This is a genomic window from Chitinophaga sp. CC14 (assembly GCF_048957795.1).
GTDB lineage: Bacteria > Bacteroidota > Bacteroidia > Chitinophagales > Chitinophagaceae > Chitinophaga > Chitinophaga ginsengisegetis.
On the sequence record NZ_JARBFY010000006.1, the window covers coordinates 62,103 to 81,025 of the forward strand.

The window sequence follows — 18,923 nt, forward strand, 5'->3', positions numbered from 1 at the left end:
TCAAAAGTAAGGAAAAAGATGAAAGAAGCTGTTAGCCGTCAGCTAACAGCTCCGGGCTAATTGCCTCCTTTCAGCTTCTTTACCAGGTCCACATATTCCTGCATAGCCGCATCTTTCGTTTTACCTTTCAGCTCCGCCCACGCTTCATGCTTGGCTTTCGCCACAAAGTCAAACGGGTTGGAAGGGCCGTCATTATCCACATCGCCGGTTGTTCCCTGTTTGTACAGGGCGTACAGCTGCAGCAAAATTTCATTGGACGGTTTTTCCGGCAGGGTTTTACTCGCTGCCACTGCCTCTTCAAACTGACTAGTTAGTTCCATGTGCGGTGAATTTTTAATTTTTTAATAATATGGGGTAACACCCTCATTTTCCCTTATGTCTATAAAGTTGAGCTTTATATATTAATATATCAAAAAAAGCCCGCGCTATGGTTTCTATCTCCTTAAAAACCAAATAACAAAACATAATTACTAAACGCATTAACTAATGAACTAATTTCAATACCTTTGCCGGCTGAAAAGGTCCGATGCAGTACATTGCAGCAGACTACGGAACAGCAAAACATCATATGAAGAATATTCGCAATTTTTGTATCATTGCCCATATTGACCACGGTAAAAGTACCCTGGCAGACCGTTTACTGGAGTTTACACATACTATTTCCGACCGCGACATGCAGGCCCAGGTGCTGGATGACATGGATCTTGAACGTGAAAAAGGTATCACCATCAAGAGCCACGCTATTCAAATGGATTACACTGCAAAAAATGGTGAAAAATATATCTTTAACCTGATCGATACCCCCGGCCACGTGGACTTCTCCTACGAAGTGTCCCGCGCGCTTGCCGCCTGCGAAGGAGCGCTCCTCCTGGTAGATGCCGCACAGGGTATCCAGGCACAAACTATTTCAAATCTTTACCTGGCACTGGAAAACGACCTCGAAATCATCCCCGTTATCAATAAAATTGATATGCAGGGCGCCATGATCGAGGAAGTGAAAGACCAGATCATTGAACTCATCGGCGTAAAAGGAGAAGATATCCTGCTCGCTTCCGGTAAAACCGGTATCGGCATCGAAGATATCCTCGAAGCCATTGTACACCGTATTCCCGCTCCAAAAGGCAGTAACGACGCGCCATTGCAGGCACTCATCTTCGATAGCGTATTCAACTCCTTCCGTGGTATCATCGCATATTTCCGCGTGTTCAACGGCTCCATCAAAAAAGGAGATAAGATCAGGTTCTTTAACAGCGGGGAAGAATATTTTGCAGATGAAGTAGGCATCCTGAAACTGGGCCTCGATCCCCGCAAGGAAGTGTTCACCGGGGATGTAGGGTATATTATTACCGGTATCAAAAGCGCTAAGGAAGTAAAGGTAGGAGACACCATCACGTTGTCGAACAACCCCTGCCTGGAAGGTATCAACGGATTCCAGGAAGTAAAGCCAATGGTATTCGCCGGTATCTATCCTGTAAATACAGAAGATTTCGAAGAGCTGCGTGAATGTATGGACAAACTGCAGCTGAACGATGCCTCCCTGACCTATGAGCTGGAAACCTCACAGGCGCTGGGTTTTGGCTTCCGTTGCGGATTCCTCGGCATGCTTCACATGGAAATCATCCAGGAACGCCTCGAAAGGGAGTTCAATCAAACTGTGATCACCACGGTTCCCAACGTAAGCTTCATTGCACATACCACCCGCGATGGTGTAATCATCGTAAATAACCCAAGCGAAATGCCCGATCCCACCAAGCTGGACAGGATCGAGGAACCTTTCATCCGCGCACAGATCATCACCAAACCCGAATATATCGGTAACATCATGACCCTGTGCCTCGGCAAACGCGGTAACCTCCTGAATCAAAGCTATCTGACCACCACCCGCGTGGAACTGATGTTTGAAATACCACTCACGGAAATCGTATTCGACTTTTATGATAAACTGAAAAGTCAGACGCGTGGATACGCCTCCTTCGATTATACACCGATCGGATTCCGCGACAGTGACATCGTGAAAATGGATATCCTCCTGAACAACGAAAAAGTGGATGCACTCAGTGCCCTGATCCACAGAAGCCGTGCGCAGGAGTTTGGCCGTAAACTCACCGAAAAACTGAAGGAACTGCTGCCACGCCAGCAATTCCTTATTGCCATCCAGGCTGCCATTGGCGCAAAGATTGTTGCCCGCGAAAATATCAGCGCTATGCGTAAAGACGTAACCGCGAAATGTTATGGCGGTGACATCTCCCGTAAACGTAAATTACTGGAAAAACAAAAAGAAGGTAAGAAACGTATGCGCCAGATAGGTAACGTGGAAATACCACAGGAAGCATTCCTGGCGGTACTCAAACTGGATGATTAAGCGAATTTTGTCTTTCTCAGGATTAGACTGATTTTACTGATTATATTTTAAAAATGATTTTGGGAGATATCAGCGAAAATATTTTCGCTGATATCTCCCAAAATCATTTAAAATCCAAAGTGATCAAATCCCTGAATCAGTATAATCAGTCTAATCCTGAGAAAGACAAACTCCGCGTTCACCAAATTTATTATATTTGAGAAAACCAATCACCCATGCGTTCTTTAGTTCTCTCTTTAACATTCGTATTCTCTGCGCTCACTTTCTCTGCTGTAAAAGCCCAACAGGCGCCACCTGCAGCCGATGAAGTAGTAAAAGATGCCTGCGCACAGGCAGCAAAAGCCAATAAAAAAGTGATCGTCATCTTTCACGCATCCTGGTGCGGCTGGTGTCACAAAATGGATACCGCGATGAATGATGCCAGTGTTAAGAAAGCATTCGATAATAACTACGAGATCCGTCATATCACCGTGCTGGAAAACGGTGCCAACAAAGCACTGGAAAACCCGGGCGGCGCTGACCTGCTGGCAAAATACCACGGCGACCAGGAAGGTATCCCTTTCTGGCTGGTATTAAACACCAACGGCGAACTGCTGGCCGACAGCCGCATGAAAGGTCCTACCGGTAAACTGCAGAATGTTGGTTGCCCTGCCCAGAAAGAAGAAGTGGAATACTTTGTGGGCATCCTCGAAAAAACATCAAAAATGAAACGTGGAGAACTGGACGCAGTACGCACCCGGTTTGGTAAAATAGCCTCCGCCGCACACTAAAGCGTATTTTGTCTTTCTCAGGATTACGCTGATTTTACTGATTATATTTTAAAAAGATTAGGGGAGATAAAAGTAGGTATATCCACTTTTATCTCCCCTAATCTTTTTAAATCAAAAGTGATCAAATCCATAAATCAGCATAATCAGTCTAATCCTGATAAAGACAAAATCCGCGGAAAATTCGTACTTTACCACTCCTTTCATACACCAGCCAATCTCCCGGAAACAAGTTTTTATACAACAATCTATTCATATGCACCTGACTGCACGGGAAACCGAGAAATTATTACTGCATCTGGCCGGAGAACTGGCCGAGAAAAGAAAAGCAAGAGGACTGCGCCTTAACTACCCTGAAGCCATTGCCCTCATCAGCAGCCGTTTAATGGAAGCAGCCCGCGACGGGAATACCGTGGCCGCGCTCATGCACTACGGCGCTACCATTCTTACCCGCGAAGATGTAATGGAAGGAGTCCCCGAAATGATACACGAAATACAGATCGAAGCTACCTTTCCCGATGGTACCAAACTGGTCACCGTACACGATCCTATCCGTTAACCATAATTAAATTTTACAACCATGATCCCCGGAGAATATTTTTTGAAGAAAGAAGATATCATTGCCAATGCCGGCCGGAAAACGGTCAGGATCAGCGTGGTGAACACCGGCGACAGACCGGTACAGATAGGCTCCCACTGCCACTTTTTTGAAGTGAACCGCATGATGTCCTTCCCCAGGGAAGCGGCATTCGGTATGCGGCTTAATATTCCTTCAGGCAACGCGGTACGCTTTGAACCAGGGGAAGCCAAAGAAGTAGAACTGGTGGAACTCGGCGGCGCCCGGAAAGTGATCGGTATCAACAACCTCGTAAACGGCGATACCACCGATCCTGCTGTAAAAGCTGCTGCCATCGCCAAAGCAGCTTCCCTCAACTTTAAATCTGAACAACTATGAGCCTGTCTATCAGCAAAACAAAATATGTAAACATGTACGGTCCTACCACCGGCGATCGCGTACGGCTGGCAGATACAGACCTCATCATCGAAATAGAAAAGGACTATAACGTATACGGAGATGAAAGTAAATTCGGCGGCGGCAAAAGCGTGAGAGACGGCATGGCGCAATCGGCCACTGCACTGCGCAGCGAAGGCGTGCTCGATTTTGTGATCACCAACGTGATCATCATTGACCACTGGGGTATTGTGAAGGGAGATATAGGGATTAAAGACGGTAAGATCGTTGCAGTAGGGCAGGCTGGTAACCCCGATACAATGGACGGTGTACATCCGCAGCTCATCATCGGAGCATCTACCGAAGTACATAACGGCGCTAACCTCATCGCCACCGCAGGTGGTATTGATACGCACATTCACTTTATCTGCCCGCAACAGGTGGATCACGCCCTCTTCAGCGGGGTAACCACCCTGATAGGCGGCGGTACCGGTCCGGCGGATGGCACCAGCGCCACCACGGTAACGCCGGGGAAATGGAACATCCAGCGCATGCTGCAGGCCGCAGAGGCATACCCGGTAAACCTCGGCTTCTTTGGTAAAGGCAACTGCGCTACTACGGAACCATTGGTGGAACAGATCGCCGCCGGCGCACTGGGACTCAAAATTCATGAAGACTGGGGCGCTACACCGGCCGTAATAGACGCTTCCCTGAAAGTAGCCGATGAACTGGATGTACAGATCGCCATTCATACCGATACGCTGAATGAAGCCGGTTTCCTCGAAGATACACTCAACGCCATCAACGGCCGCGTAATACATACCTTCCACACCGAAGGCGCCGGTGGCGGCCATGCACCGGATATCATCCGCGCAGCCTCCTTCCCGAATGTATTACCCGCATCTACCAATCCCACGCGCCCATACACGGTAAATACCATCGATGAACACCTCGACATGCTGATGGTATGCCATCACCTGGATAAGAAAGTGCCGGAAGATGTGGCCTTTGCAGATTCCCGCATCCGCCCGGAAACCATTGCTGCAGAAGATATCCTGCACGACATGGGCGTATTCAGCATCATGAGCTCCGACTCACAGGCAATGGGCCGCATTGGTGAAGTGATTATCCGTACCTGGCAAACCGCAGATAAAATGAAGAAACAACGCGGCGCACTGGAAGAAGATAAAAACAGCGACAACGATAACTTCCGCGTAAAAAGATACATTGCCAAATACACCATCAACCCGGCCATCGCACACGGCATCTCCACACATATCGGTTCCCTGGAACCCGGTAAGATGGCGGATCTGGTGCTATGGAAACCCGCCTTCTTTGGCGTGAAACCGGAAATGATCATCAAAGGCGGCATGATCAATGCCAGCCGCATGGGCGATCCCAACGCATCCATTCCAACACCGCAGCCGGTGGTGTACCGCCATATGTTTGGCGCACACGGAAAAGCACTGCTGCACACCAGCGTATTGTTCGTATCTGCGTTATCGTTAGAGAAAGGGATTAAAGAAGAATACGGTTTGCAGAAGCAGCTGTTACCGGTGAGCAACTGCCGTAACATCTCCAAAAAAGACCTGATCCACAACGATAAAACACCCGATATCACCGTAAATCCTGAAACATATGAAGTACGGGTAGATGGTGAAAAAATCACCTGCGAACCGTTAAAGGAACTGTCGCTCGCACAGCGCTATTTTTTATTTTAACCCGGAGGAGATATGTTGGTAAGGGAAATCATAGGAAATACGGATACGCATACACGCAGCAGTAAGGAAACAGACCTGCTGCCGCTGGAGTGGTTTGAAACCTCCCGGCGCATTCAGCGGAAACATACTGCCGGCGGCCGTGAAGTAGCATTGAAGTTTACAAAGGAAGGGCAGCAGCTCAGGCAAAATGATATCCTTTACCAGGATGATGACCTGATGATCGTGGTAGATATCCTTCCGTGCGAAGCCATCGTGATCAGCCCGCGGAACATGGCGGAAATGGCAAAGGTGTGTTACGAAATCGGTAACAAACACCTGCCGCTTTTCCTCGAAGAAGAACAACTGCTGATTCCCGCAGATGAACCGCTGTACCGCTGGCTGCATGCAGCCGGTTACCCGGTGGTAAAAGAACGCCGCAAGCTCCTGCACATCCTGCGTACTAACGTGCAGCCACATACGCACGGCAACGGCGGCCCTTCATTTTTTGAGAAGATCCTGGAACTGGCGTCAAAATAAAGCATATGGAACAGCATTATCTCGGCAGCTTACTACACCTGGCAGACAGCACACTGCCTATTGGCGGTTATACGCATTCCGCCGGGCTGGAAACCTTTGTGCAACAGGGTTTGGTGAACAGCGCCGCTACGGCGGCCACCTTTGTACGTAACATGCTGCAGAATAATATCCGTTACAACGATGCCGCATTTATGAGCCTGGCTTATACCGCAGCTACACAAAACAATGTGAGCGAACTGCTGGAGCTGCATCACTTATGCACCGCCGTAAAAGCGCCGCGCGAACTCCGGGAAGCCAGCCAGAAGCTGGGAGCCCGGCTCACACGCATTTTCAGCCGCAGGTATACCAGCGAACTGGTTACGCAATATGAAACAGCTGCGGGCAACAGCCCGCATTACTGCCTGGTATTTGGCATCTATGCGCAGCTTACTAATATCCCGTTGTCATCCGCGTTGTACGCATACTATTACAACGCCGCTATGGGAATGGTGACCAACTGCGTAAAGCTGGTGCCCCTCGGGCAAATGGATGGGCAGGACATCCTCTTTGACCTGCAACCTTTATTGAAAGAACTGACGGAAGCAACAATACAACCCGATAAGTCACTGCTCGGGCTTTGCAATGCGGCATTTGATATCCGCAGTATGCAGCACGAACGCCTGTACAGCCGGTTGTATATGTCGTAACAATAATTATTGATACCATGAGCAGAGAATATATAAAAGTAGGAGTGGCCGGACCTGTAGGTTCCGGGAAAACAGCGCTCATTGAGCGGTTAACCAGGCAAATGGCGCAACACTACCAGGTGGCCGTTATCACCAACGATATTTATACAAAGGAAGATGCGGAGTTCCTCACGCAGAATAGCCTGCTGCCACCGGAAAGGATCATCGGTGTGGAAACCGGCGGCTGCCCGCATACCGCTATCCGTGAAGATGCCAGCATGAACCTCGAAGCCGTGGAAGAAATGGTACGCCGTTTCCCGGATATCGAAATCATCTTCATAGAAAGCGGCGGCGATAACCTGTCGGCCACCTTCAGCCCCGATCTGGCGGATGTCACCATTTTTGTGATAGACGTAGCGGAAGGAGATAAGATCCCACGTAAAGGTGGTCCGGGTATTACCCGCTCCAACCTGCTCGTCATCAATAAAATTGACCTCGCCCCCTATGTACATGCGGATCTTGGCGTAATGGAAAGGGACGCCCGCAAAATGAGAGGGGGACAGCCTTTCGTATTCACAGACCTCATGAGCGGCACCGGGCTGGAAGATGTGATCAACTGGATTAAAAGATACGCATTACTGGAAGACATCGCAGCGCCCAATCTCTTAACATGATCAGTGAACTGAAGATATTGACGGGGAAAAGAGATAGTGGCACCTATCTGAAGGAATGCTACTGCACACGGCCTTTTAAAGTGGCTAATGTGCGGGAAGAACGCAGCGACCCGGTATTGCGTCTCATGATGATGAGCTCTTCACCGGGTATGCTGGATAAAGATCATTACCAATTGGATATTACCGTTGCCGCAGGCACGGCTTTACACCTGCAAACGCAGGCGTACCAGCGGCTGTTTAACATGGAAACCGGCGCTACACAGGAAATGCGCGTACGGCTGCAAACCGGGAGCACCTTCACCTTTTTGCCGCATCCCCTGGTGCCGCATGAAAAGGCTACCTACACCGGCTATACGAACCTGCACCTCGCAAATAACTGCCGCCTCATCTGGGGAGAGATCATTACCTGCGGCCGGAAGTTAAACGGGGAAGTATTCCGCTTTACAAAACTGCACAGCATCACGCAGGTATTTTCAGGAGAACAGCTGCTGCTAAGAGATAACCTCCTGATGCAACCCGGCGTTACCAGTTTTGAGGCAATGGGCTGGATGGAAGAATACACACATCAGGCTACCTTCCTGTTTTTCGATACCCATGAAAAGGTAGCCCTTAATGAAACTGCGGACAGGCTTCACCGTTACCTGGAAGAACAACCCCGCATATTGGCGGGTGTTACACGCACCGCCGGCAACGGTATCATGGTAAGAATGCTGGGCCATAGCGGGGAACAACTATTTGAATGTCAGCAACAACTGGCAAAGCTTTTATCTGTTTAAAACAGTAGTATGTCATTTATCGATAACAGTTTATTACTAACAGCAGTTACCATCAGCTGTCTTCATACGGCCTCCGGCCCGGATCATTATGTACCTTTTATCGTTTTTTCCCGCACCCGGAAATGGTCGGTGGCTAAAACCATCGGGTGGACGGCCCTCTGCGGCCTCGGACATGTAATGAGTTCCCTCGTGATCGGGATGATCGGCGTGGTGCTGGGATGGCAGCTATCGCGTTTTACCGCTATCACAGAAGTACGTGGCGGCATTGCGGGATGGGCATTGCTGATATTGGGGCTTTTTTACCTCATTTGGGGATTGTATAAAGCCATCGCCAACAGGCCACACAAACACTTTGATGTATACGACGATGGCGATATGTATGTTTATCAGCATCGTCATAATGAAGCCTACGTAGCGCCGCAGAAAAGGATCCGCGTAACGCCCTGGATCCTGTTCGTGATATTCGTAATGGGCCCCTCTGAACCCTTGCTGCCGTTATTGTTTTACCCGGCGGCGCAACAATCTGTACCCGGCATTGTAATGCTGATTGCTACTTTTACCTTCTTTACCATTCTCACCATGATCATTATGGTACTGCTGGGATACTATGGGTTTTCCCTCATGAAACCCGTTGCTACGGAAAGATATATGGCCGCCATCAGCGGCGCTGCGGTTACACTCTGTGGAACGGGCATGGTTTTTATGGGTTGGTGAACTGTTTAGCAGCTCAGCTGTTATAGCAGATAAACCTTTACCACATGAGAAAATGGCTCAGGATCATCCTTATTACCGGCGGTATATTTATAGCACTCCTGGTGTTGTTAATCCTGGGTATGACCTGGTACATACATGCCAATAAAGACAATTTCCTGAAACAGATCACGGCCCAGCTGAATGATCGCCTGAGCGGAAATATCCGTATCGCTGATATGGAACCTTCCCTGTGGAAGAGCTTTCCCAATGTATCTATCGCCCTGAAAAAAGTAGTACTGGAAGACAGCCTCTTTCAGCAACATCATCATCCATTGCTGGATGTTAACTACATTTTCGTACGGGTAAATACGTTATCACTGCTACGCAAACACGTAGATGTAAATGAAATCACCCTGCAGGATGGTACCATCTTCCTGTATACTGATACCACCGGCTATTCCAACACATACGTGCTGCAACGGAAATCGGCCGCGAAGAAAAGCAACGGCTCAAAAGATGCCAGCATCAAAAAACTGATGTTAACGAACATCAGTTTTATTATAGATAACCGGCAGAAGTTTAAATTATTCCAACTGGATATACGCCAGTTGGATGGCAAGGTGAGTGCCACGGACAGCAGTGTACAGGTTACCATAATATCGGATATCCTGTCTAAAAGTTTTGCTTTCAACACCGTTAAAGGAAGTTATCTGAAAGATAAAAAACTGCAATTAAACCTCTCCGTAATATTCAATAAGCGCACAAAGATTCTCACGATACCATCACAGGAGATCCGTATAGATGACCACCCGGTGCTCATTACCGGGCAGTTTGGCTTTAGCGAAAAGCCGCCGCCGTTCCAGCTGAAAATTAATGCCAACCAGGTATTGCTGCATGATGCGGCCTCCTGGTTGCCGCCCACTATCAGCACCAAATTAAGCAGCATTACCCTCACCAAACCACTGGACGCTGAGGCTAACCTCAACGGGCATATGAAATACAGGGATACGCCTAAAGTACTCATCACCTGGAAAACGACTAACAACGTACTGGTAACTACAATGGGCGAATGGACCAACTGTAATTTCACCGGAAGGTTTAATAACGAGGTGTTACCGGGGCAGGGCCACAATGATGAAAATTCTGCCGTCAATATTTTTCAGCTGAGCGCTACGCTGGCAGGAGTACCGTTGAAAGCGGATACCATCCGCGTGGTGAACCTGAAGCAACCATTGCTCCACGGCCACTTCCGGTCCAATTTCCCGTTGACTAACCTGAACAGCGATACCGGGGAAAGCCCCATCTTATTCAAAGATGGTAACGCCAACGCCGACCTGTACTACACAGGCCCGGTACTGGCCAATGATAATACCCCTTCTTCCCTGCAAGGGGTGGTACAGGTAAAACAAGGCGCGTTTACTTACCTGCCGCGTAACCTGTCTTTTCATGATGCCAGCGCCACCCTGCGTTTTACCGGGCAGGATCTGATGCTGGAAAATATCAACATACAAACACAGAAAAGCAGCCTGCAAATGAACGGCATGGTGAAGAACCTCCTGAACCTCTATTTTACCACACCGGATAAAATTGAACTCACCTGGAATATCCGAAGTCAGCTGGTAGACCTCAATGAATTCAAGAGCTTCCTGGCGCCCCGGCGAAAAGCCAAACCATCCCGCAGCCAGCAGAAAGCAAAAATGACCCGCGTGAACCGGCAACTGGATGTAGTGTTGGCGTCCAGCAACGTAAACATGCAGGTGCAGCTGGATAAGATCATCTTTCAGCGTTTCGCTGCGCAAAATGTTAAAGCTTCCGTGCAACTAACGAATACGGATATACTATTAAAGCAGATCGCCCTGCAACATGCAGGTGGAAATATGCAGCTGGCCGGCGTAATGCACCAACAGGGGAATAACAACAACTTTAACATGAATGCCACAGTGAACAATGTGCACATCAGCCAGTTGTTCTATGCATTTGATAACTTCGGAATGTCGGCCCTGAAATCAGATAACCTGAGAGGAAATGTATCTGCAAAGGTGAATCTGAAAGGGAATGTACTGGATAATGGAAGTCTTGCTAAAAACTCCCTCTACGGCACCATCAACTTTAACCTGAAGAACGGCGCCCTGATTAACTTTGGGCCGCTCGCAGATATCGGTAACTTCGCCTTCCGCAAGCGCCGCCTGGATAGCATCACCATCGATAATCTGTCCAACACCTTCCAGGTACAGGGCAATAAAATACTGATCCCACCCATGCGCATCGCTTCCAGCGCCATAAATATTGATGTGAACGGGGTATACGGAATAGACGGAGGCACCAATATCAACCTGGATATTCCGTTAAGAAACCCGGCGAAAGATTCGGCCATCACGGATAGGGCAGAGAAGCGCAAACGCAGCAGGAAAGGGATTGTTATACACCTGCATGCAGTATCGGAAAAGGATGGTAAAGTGAAAATAAAGCTGGGGAAAGGAGATGGCGATTAAAGGGTGACTTTTGCGGACCATCACAAAAGTCACCACACTATTTTCAAGCTACCGTTTGGAAAGCCTGTTCAAGATCTCCCTTAATATCACTGATATGTTCAATACCCAGCGAAATGCGCAGCACGCCTGGCGCTACACCCGCTTTCCTTTGCTCTTCTTCGCTCAGCTGCTGGTGGGTAGTAGTAGCAGGATGGATGATCAGCGTTTTGGAATCGCCTACATTGGCCAGGTGATAAATTAACTTTAACGCCTGTACGAATTTATCGGCCGTTTCTTTTCCTCCTTTGATCTTAAAACTCAATACGCCGCCAAAGCCATTTTGCAGGTACTTCTTCGCCAGTGCATGGTATTTGTTGTCTGGAAGGCCCGGGTAGTTTACCGATTCCACCTGTGGATGTTGTTGCAGCCACTGTGCCAATGCGAGCGCATTATCTACTGTCCGCTGTACCCGGAGGGAGAGGGTTTCCAGCCCCTGCAGGAACAGGAAAGAGTTTTGTGGCGCCAGTGCCGGTCCCCAGCTGCGTAAGCCGGCCACACGCGCCCGGATAATGTAGGCAATGTTGCCAAACGGACTGTGCGAGCCAAATACTTCCCAGAACTTCATACCATGATAAGCCTCATCCGGTTCACTGAACTGTACAAACTTGCCATTGCCCCAGTTATAATTGCCGCCATCCACAATGATACCGCCAATACTGGTGCCATGCCCGCCAATCCATTTGGTGGCGGCTTCTACCACCACGTTGGCGCCATGCTCCAGCGGACGGGCCAGGTAACCTGCCGCGCCAAAAGTATTATCCACTACCAGCGGAATATCATGCTTGCGCGCAATGGCGCTGATTTTTTCAAAATCCGGAATGGCAAATCCCGGGTTACCGATGGTTTCCACATAAAGCGCTTTTGTGTTTTCATCGATCAATGCTTCAAAGCTCTCCGGCTTATCAAGATCCGCAAAACGCGCCTCTACACCAATGCGCTTGAAACTCACTTTAAACTGGTTAAAGGTGCCGCCATACAGATAGGAGGAAGTCACAAAATTATCTCCCGGTAACAGGATATTATGCAGGGCAATGAACTGCGCTGCCTGTCCGGATGCCACGGCCAGCGCGCCTACGCCGCCCTCCAGCGCTGCCACTCTCTTTTCAAATACATCCGTGGTGGGGTTCATAATACGGGTGTAGATATTACCAAACTGCTTCAGCTGGAAAAGATCCGCCGCATGTTCCGCGCTCTCAAAAGTATAGGAGGTGGTTTGATAAATAGGCACCGCGGCCGCATGGGTAGAGGATTCAGGCTGATAACCCGCATGCACCTGTAAGGTGTCAAAATGTAATGGCTTATTGGACATAACCGGAAAATTTAAAGGTTTGAATATAAGTCTACAAATATAGTAGACTAATTGTAATAACAAAATATTTTAACATGATTCTCACACAAAAAATAATATCTTCGGCACCATAATATAAAATGAATGTTTAAGTGAAGAAATGCAGTTGACCGATGTTATTAACTATTACCACCAAACGTTACCCCGCCACAGACCTGGGCTATCTGTTGCATAAACATCCCGCAAAAGTACAAACCGTTGAACTGACCGCAGGGAGTGCACACATCTTTTACCCGGAAGCAACAGACCATTCCTGCACCGCCGCGTTATTGCTGGACATTGATCCGGTAAGGTTGGTACGCGGAAACGGGAACGGCCACGACTTTGCACTGGAACAATATGTAAACGACCGTCCATATGTAGCGTCGTCGTTTATGAGCGCGGCTATATCACAGGCTTATGCCACTGCCATGAATGGCCGTTGTAAAGACAAGCCACACCTGGTGGATGAAGCCATTCCGTTTGAAATTGGATTGTCTGTTTTACCGGTGAAGGGCGGCGAACCTTTGCTGCGCCAGTTCTTTGAGCCGCTGGGCTATGAAGTGAATGTGCAGGCACACCTGCTGGATGAACAATATCCCGCATGGGGCCAGAGCCGTTACTTCAATGTAACCCTCCGCCATACACTGCCGCTGAAAACAATCCTGAAACAACTGTATATCCTGGTGCCGGTTTGCGACAACGACAAACATTATTTCGTAGGCGGCCATGAAATAGAAAAGCTGATGGAGAAAGGAGAGGGCTGGCTGGATGCGCATCCGGCCAAAGAACTCATTACCCGCCGCTACCTCCGCAATATTGCACCACTGGCTAAACAGGCGCTGGAGCTGATCATGAAAGACGAAGTACTACCCGCAGAGGAAAAACCGGCGAAAGACAAAGTAAAACTGCATGACCTCCGCCTGCTAACGGTAAGGGATATACTCCAGGAACTAAATGTATCCACGGTAGCAGACATGGGTTGCGGGGAAGGGAAACTGCTCCGCCTGCTGATGGAGAAATCACAATTCAAAAAGATCCTGGGAATGGATGTAAGCTATCGCGCACTGGAAATTGCACAGGATAAAGTGAAGCTCGACCGCCTCCCCGAAATGCAGCGTAACCGCATACAGCTCATCCAGGGATCACTAACGTACAGGGATAAACGCCTGGAAGGTTTTGATGCCGGCGTACTGGTGGAAGTGATTGAACACCTGGACGAATCCCGCCTCCAGGCACTGGAAAAAGTAGTATTTGAATACGCACGGCCTGTACACGTGATCATTACCACGGTAAATGCAGAATATAATGTGATGTATGAAAAGCTTACTGCTGGCGCATTCCGGCATGGAGATCACCGTTTTGAATGGACACGCGCACAATTTGAAACGTGGGCCAACCGCGTAGCCGCACAATTTGGTTATATTGTATCCTTCAGGCCACTTGGAGAAATAGATGAAACACTGGGCGGACCCAGCCAGCTGGCCTTGTTTAAACGATCATTATGAGAGACATTATATTAGAGAAAATAAAGGAACTGGAACAACAGCATCAGGTAAAAGTATTGTATGCCTGCGAATCCGGCAGCCGCGCATGGGGATTTGCTTCTCCCGACAGCGACTACGATGTGCGCTATATTTATACCCGTCACAGGGATAGCTACCTGAGTATCACTGAACCACGCGATGTAATTGAATTACCGGTAGATGAAGTGCTGGATGTAAGCGGATGGGATATCCGCAAAGGATTACAGCTGTTCCTGAAATCCAATGCCCCGCTGTACGAATGGTTACAGTCGCCTATCATCTACAAGGAAGAAACGGATTTTAAACAAACAATGACAAGCCTGATGGAAAAGTACTTTTCACCACGCTCAGGTTGTCATCATTATCTCTCTATGGCTTTCAATGTTTTCTCCAACGAATTACAGGGAGAAGCCATCAAGCTGAAGAAGTACTTCTATGTATTGCGCCCAATGCTCGCCTGCCAGTGGATCCTTGCCGGTAAAGGTGTGCCGCCGATGGAGCTGGAACCGTTACGTACGTTAATTACAGATAATGCTATTCAGGCTATCATCGATAAACTGCTGGAATTAAAAGCCACTGCGGATGAGCAAGCCACGGTAACGCCTGATCCTGTACTGCACCAGTGGATGGCATATACCCTGGAAGATTGTAGAATGCAGGCAGCAGAACTACCGGCCATAAAAAACGATACCGCAGAACTGGATATGCTTTTCCGGAAATATATTTCGTATGACTTTTGAAGCACTGCAACAGCAACGGGAGTACATCCTGCTGGAATGCATCAGCGGCAGCAAAGCGTATAACCTGCAGGTACCCACGTCAGACACAGATATCAAAGGCGTATTCATTTTACCGCAAAGGGAACTGTATGGGATGACCTACACCCCGCAGGTAGCCAATCAAAGCAATGATGAAGTATACTTTGAAATAAAGCGCTTCCTGGAACTGCTGGATAAAAACAATCCTAATATCCTGGAACTGCTGAGTACTGCAAATGGCAACCAATTGTTCCGGCATCCGCTGATGAACCTTATTCAGCCAAAAGACTTCCTGTCAAAGCTATGCCTGGAAACCTTTGCAGGCTATGCCAAAACACAGATAAAGAAAGCGAAAGGACTGAATAAAAAGATTAACCAGTCGCACGGAACAGAAAGGAAAGACGTAACTGAATTTTGCTACGTAATTGCAGGCAGCCGCAGTATTCCTTTACGGGAGTGGCTACACGAAAACAACCTCTCGCAAAAGGATTGTGGCCTTGCACGGATAGACCATTTCCGGGATGTATACGCGTTGTATCATACCAGCCAGTTTGAACCCGGTGTTACCTTTAAAGGGATCTTCTCCGGCGCAGATGCGAATGATGTACAACTCAGCAGCATCCCGAAAGGGCCGGACCCGTTGGCGATTATGCAGTTTAACAAAGACGGCTATACGGTGTATTGCAAAGACTTTGCATCCTATTGGGAGTGGGTAGAGCTTCGGAATGAAGCCCGCTATGAACATAACCGGGAACTGGGCGCAGACTACGACAGCAAGCACATGATGCATACCTTCCGCCTGCTAACGATGGCTGAAGAGATTGCACGATACAAGGAAGTACGGGTGTATCGCAACGACCGCGATTTTCTGCTTCGTATCCGCAACGGTGAGTTTACATACGACGAATTGCTGGATATGGCCACCCAAAAATTAAATGACATGGAACAGCTGTATGCCGCTTCCGATCTTCCGGATCACCCGGACCCGGAGCTGGCGGCCAGCCTGTTAATCAGAATAAGAGACGAATTTTATGTCCCGGAGAAATAGACAATTATCACATATCTCCATACCGGAATTATCACTGGTATTATTGATCGGCCCCTCTGGCGCCGGTAAGTCCACGTTTGCCCGCCGCTTTTTTAAGCCCACCGAAATTGTTTCGTCGGATGTTTGCCGGGGTTTGATCAGCGATGATGAAAACAACCAGGCGGTTTCCGCCGATGCTTTTGAAGTAGTTAGATTTATAGCCGCTAAACGGTTGAAGCTGGGGCTGCTCACCGTGATAGACGCCACCAATGTGCAGCCGGAAGCGCGCAAGGAATGGGTGCGGCTGGCCCGCGAGTATCATGTACTCCCGGTGGCCATTGTACTCAATATGTCGGAGAAAGTATGCCAGGAGCGCAACAACCTGCGGAGCGACCGTAACTTCGGTACGCACGTGATCCCGCAACAGATCAGCCAGCTCCGGCGCGGTATCCGCTACCTCCGGGACGAAGGTTTCCGTCACATCTTTGAACTGCACTCGCCGGAAGAGGTGGAGCAGCTGGAAACCGTTACCCGTAACCCGTTGTACAATAATAAGAAAGATGAACACGGACCTTTTGATATCATAGGAGATGTACACGGTTGCTACGATGAGCTGTGTACCTTGCTGGGTACATTGGGCTACGAAGTAGATAAAGAAAATTATACCCTGATCAGCGCGCCGCTCACTACTAACGCAGATGGATACACGCGTTTCCGCAAACCCGTGTTTGTAGGCGACCTGGTAGATCGTGGTCCGAAGTCACCACAGGTACTGCGGTTGGTAATGAACATGGTAAACAATGGCCTCGCGCTATGCGTACCGGGAAACCATGATGCTAAACTGCTCCGCTACCTGAATGGAAAGAACGTAGTGCTACGGCACGGCCTCGAAGCAACGGTAGCCCAGTTGGCAGGTGAAACACCGGAGTTCCTTGCGGCAGTGAAACAGTTCCTGGATGGCCTTGTGAGTCATTATGTACTGGACGATGGTAAACTGGTGGTAGCACATGCCGGGTTAAAGGAAAACATGCAGGGGCGTGGCTCCGGTGCAGTAAGAGAGTTTTGCCTGTATGGTGAAACCACCGGTGAAACAGATGAATTCGGCCTGCCGGTAAGATATAACTGGGCGCTGGAATACAAAGGCAAAGCAATGGTGGTATACGGCCACACACCGGTTCCGGAAGCCAAATTTTTAAACAACACTATCGACATAGATACCGGTTGCGTATTTGGCGCTACCCTTACCGCACTGCGTTACCCTGAAAAGATACTGGTGTCAATACCTGCACAGGAGCAGTACGCCGAGCCTGCCCGCCCCATTGGCTACAACCTGGAAAGCGCGTTAAGCCTGGAGCAGCAGTACGATAACGTGTTGGACATAGAAGATTTTATCGGGAAGAAAATATTGCAGACAAACTACAGTCATAGCATCACTATCCGGGAAGAGAACAACATTGCGGCACTGGAAGCCATGAGCCGTTTTACCATCAACCCGAGGTGGCTCATATATTTGCCGCCTACCATGTCGCCCGCTGAAACCAGCCGGGAAGAAGGAATGCTGGAGCACCCTATAGAGGGCCTGCAATATTATAAGGAAGCAGGTATAGCAAAAGTAATTTGCGAAGAGAAACATATGGGCTCGCGCGCAGTGGTAATTGTTTGCCGCGACGAAGCCACAGCTGTAAAACGTTTTGGCGTTGCAGGAGAAGGTAACGGTGTGGTATATACGAGAACGGGCCGCAGCTTCTTCAGCGATAAACAAACGGAACAGCACTTCATTGCCCGCATCAACGCAGCGCTGATCAGCACCGGCTTTTACGAAACCTTTGAAACCGATTGGGTATGCCTGGATGCAGAGCTGATGCCCTGGAGTGCAAAAGCCCAGGCATTACTGCAAAACCAGTACGCAGCCGTTGGCACTGCCGCAGGGCAGGCGTTGCCCGTAGTGGTGGATGCGTTGCAGCAGGCCATTACACAGGGCGTACCTGCGCAGGCATTGCTGGAAAAGTATTCCCGCCGTCTCGAACAAACCAGTAGTTACGTAAAGGCATACCGCCAGTATTGCTGGCCGGTGGAGTCACTGGACGATTATAAGCTGGCGCCGTTTCATATCATGGCCACGGAAGGCAAAACGTATTTCGATAAAGACCATGAATGGCACCTGTCTGCCATAAAAAATATCTGCGCTGGTGATGAACAATTACTGATCGCTACCCCTTTCCTGGAAGTGGAAATAGGGAATGAAGCCAGTGAAAAAGCAGCCATCGCCTGGTGGGAAAACCTTACCGCCGCCGGTGGTGAAGGTATGGTGATCAAACCATCCACCTTTATGGCCAGGGATGAAAAAGGACTCATCCAACCCGCCGTAAAGATCCGTGGTAAAGAATACCTGCGCATCATTTACGGTCCTGAATACGACGCACCGGAAAACCTCCACCGTTTGCGCAGCCGCAAGCTGTCGGGCAAACGCTCCCTGGCATTGCGTGAATTCGCACTGGGCCTCGAAGGGCTCGACCGGTTTGTAAATAATGCATCGCTACAGGCGGTACATCAATGCGTATTTGGTATTTTAGCGCTGGAGAGCGAACCGGTAGATCCGAGACTGTAACCATGAAAGCATCTTTCTAC

Annotated in this window: 16 protein-coding genes and 1 pseudogene; 15 read left to right on the forward strand and 2 right to left on the reverse strand. The window is 49.0% G+C overall.

What is annotated here, in order from left to right; genetic code table 11:
• Positions 1-56 precede the first annotated feature (56 nt).
• Positions 57-320, reverse strand: a complete 264-nt coding sequence (locus tag PV783_RS30620) for an acyl-CoA-binding protein (protein WP_079471849.1) — start codon at positions 318-320, stop codon at positions 57-59.
• Positions 321-568: 248 nt separating this feature from the next.
• On the opposite strand from PV783_RS30620, the gene lepA reads away from it, so the two are divergent.
• The 11 genes and pseudogenes from lepA (at position 569) to PV783_RS30675 (ending at position 11,618) form a co-directional block, all read left to right on the forward strand.
• The gene (gene lepA / locus PV783_RS30625; RefSeq protein ID WP_420990699.1) at positions 569-2,362 is read left to right on the forward strand and encodes a translation elongation factor 4; all 1,794 of its coding nucleotides are present in this window, start codon (positions 569-571) and stop codon (positions 2,360-2,362) included.
• Positions 2,363-2,577: 215 nt separating this feature from the next.
• Entirely contained in the window at positions 2,578-3,132 is a 555-nt protein-coding gene (locus tag PV783_RS30630; protein ID WP_336388575.1) for a thioredoxin family protein, read from the forward strand.
• Between the two features lie 253 nt (positions 3,133-3,385).
• A complete protein-coding gene (ureA, locus tag PV783_RS30635; RefSeq protein ID WP_420990700.1) occupies positions 3,386-3,688 on the forward strand; it encodes an urease subunit gamma in 303 nt (100 codons plus the stop codon).
• A gap of 21 nt (positions 3,689-3,709) precedes the next feature.
• Positions 3,710-4,009 (forward strand): annotated as a pseudogene (ureB, locus tag PV783_RS30640) (urease subunit beta); the annotation flags it as partial.
• A 71-nt stretch (positions 4,010-4,080) separates the two neighbouring features.
• On the forward strand, positions 4,081-5,802 hold the full coding sequence (ureC, locus tag PV783_RS30645; protein WP_079471853.1) for an urease subunit alpha: 1,722 nt from the start codon (positions 4,081-4,083) through the stop codon (positions 5,800-5,802).
• Positions 5,803-5,814: 12 nt separating this feature from the next.
• Positions 5,815-6,318 carry an urease accessory protein UreE gene (gene ureE / locus PV783_RS30650; protein WP_079471854.1) on the forward strand — a complete coding sequence of 168 codons (504 nt, stop codon included), beginning with the start codon at positions 5,815-5,817 and terminating at the stop codon, positions 6,316-6,318.
• 5 nt (positions 6,319-6,323) lie between these two features.
• Positions 6,324-7,004, forward strand: a complete 681-nt coding sequence (locus PV783_RS30655; RefSeq protein ID WP_111578160.1) for an urease accessory protein UreF — start codon at positions 6,324-6,326, stop codon at positions 7,002-7,004.
• A 17-nt stretch (positions 7,005-7,021) separates the two neighbouring features.
• Positions 7,022-7,657: an urease accessory protein UreG gene (gene ureG, locus PV783_RS30660; protein WP_111578161.1), complete on the forward strand. Its 636-nt coding sequence runs from the start codon at positions 7,022-7,024 to the stop codon at positions 7,655-7,657.
• Positions 7,654-8,433 (forward strand): urease accessory protein UreD, encoded by a 780-nt coding sequence (locus PV783_RS30665; protein WP_111578162.1) that lies wholly within the window; start codon positions 7,654-7,656, stop codon positions 8,431-8,433. The genes ureG and PV783_RS30665 overlap by 4 nt, the downstream gene beginning before the upstream one ends.
• A gap of 9 nt (positions 8,434-8,442) precedes the next feature.
• The gene (locus PV783_RS30670) at positions 8,443-9,147 is read left to right on the forward strand and encodes a hypothetical protein (protein ID WP_079471858.1); all 705 of its coding nucleotides are present in this window, start codon (positions 8,443-8,445) and stop codon (positions 9,145-9,147) included.
• Positions 9,148-9,191: 44 nt separating this feature from the next.
• Complete coding sequence (locus PV783_RS30675; RefSeq protein ID WP_420990701.1) at positions 9,192-11,618, forward strand: AsmA family protein; 2,427 nt, start codon at positions 9,192-9,194, stop codon at positions 11,616-11,618.
• 43 nt (positions 11,619-11,661) lie between these two features.
• Here the strand turns inward: PV783_RS30675 and PV783_RS30680 are convergent, their stop codons facing one another.
• A complete protein-coding gene (locus PV783_RS30680; protein ID WP_420990702.1) occupies positions 11,662-12,966 on the reverse strand; it encodes an O-acetylhomoserine aminocarboxypropyltransferase/cysteine synthase family protein in 1,305 nt (434 codons plus the stop codon).
• A gap of 152 nt (positions 12,967-13,118) precedes the next feature.
• Between PV783_RS30680 and PV783_RS30685 the strand changes: the two genes are divergently transcribed.
• Genes PV783_RS30685 through PV783_RS30700 form a run of 4 tightly spaced genes read left to right on the forward strand, consistent with a single transcriptional unit; the run spans position 13,119 to position 18,903 of the window.
• Entirely contained in the window at positions 13,119-14,492 is a 1,374-nt protein-coding gene (locus tag PV783_RS30685; protein ID WP_420990703.1) for a 3' terminal RNA ribose 2'-O-methyltransferase Hen1, read from the forward strand.
• A complete protein-coding gene (locus tag PV783_RS30690) occupies positions 14,489-15,250 on the forward strand; it encodes a nucleotidyltransferase domain-containing protein (protein ID WP_079471862.1) in 762 nt (253 codons plus the stop codon). Before PV783_RS30685 ends, PV783_RS30690 begins: the two co-directional genes overlap by 4 nt.
• Complete coding sequence (locus PV783_RS30695; protein ID WP_420990704.1) at positions 15,240-16,316, forward strand: DNA polymerase beta superfamily protein; 1,077 nt, start codon at positions 15,240-15,242, stop codon at positions 16,314-16,316. Before PV783_RS30690 ends, PV783_RS30695 begins: the two co-directional genes overlap by 11 nt.
• Positions 16,300-18,903 carry a polynucleotide kinase-phosphatase gene (locus PV783_RS30700; RefSeq protein ID WP_420990705.1) on the forward strand — a complete coding sequence of 868 codons (2,604 nt, stop codon included), beginning with the start codon at positions 16,300-16,302 and terminating at the stop codon, positions 18,901-18,903. The genes PV783_RS30695 and PV783_RS30700 overlap by 17 nt, the downstream gene beginning before the upstream one ends.
• Positions 18,904-18,923 lie beyond the last annotated feature (20 nt).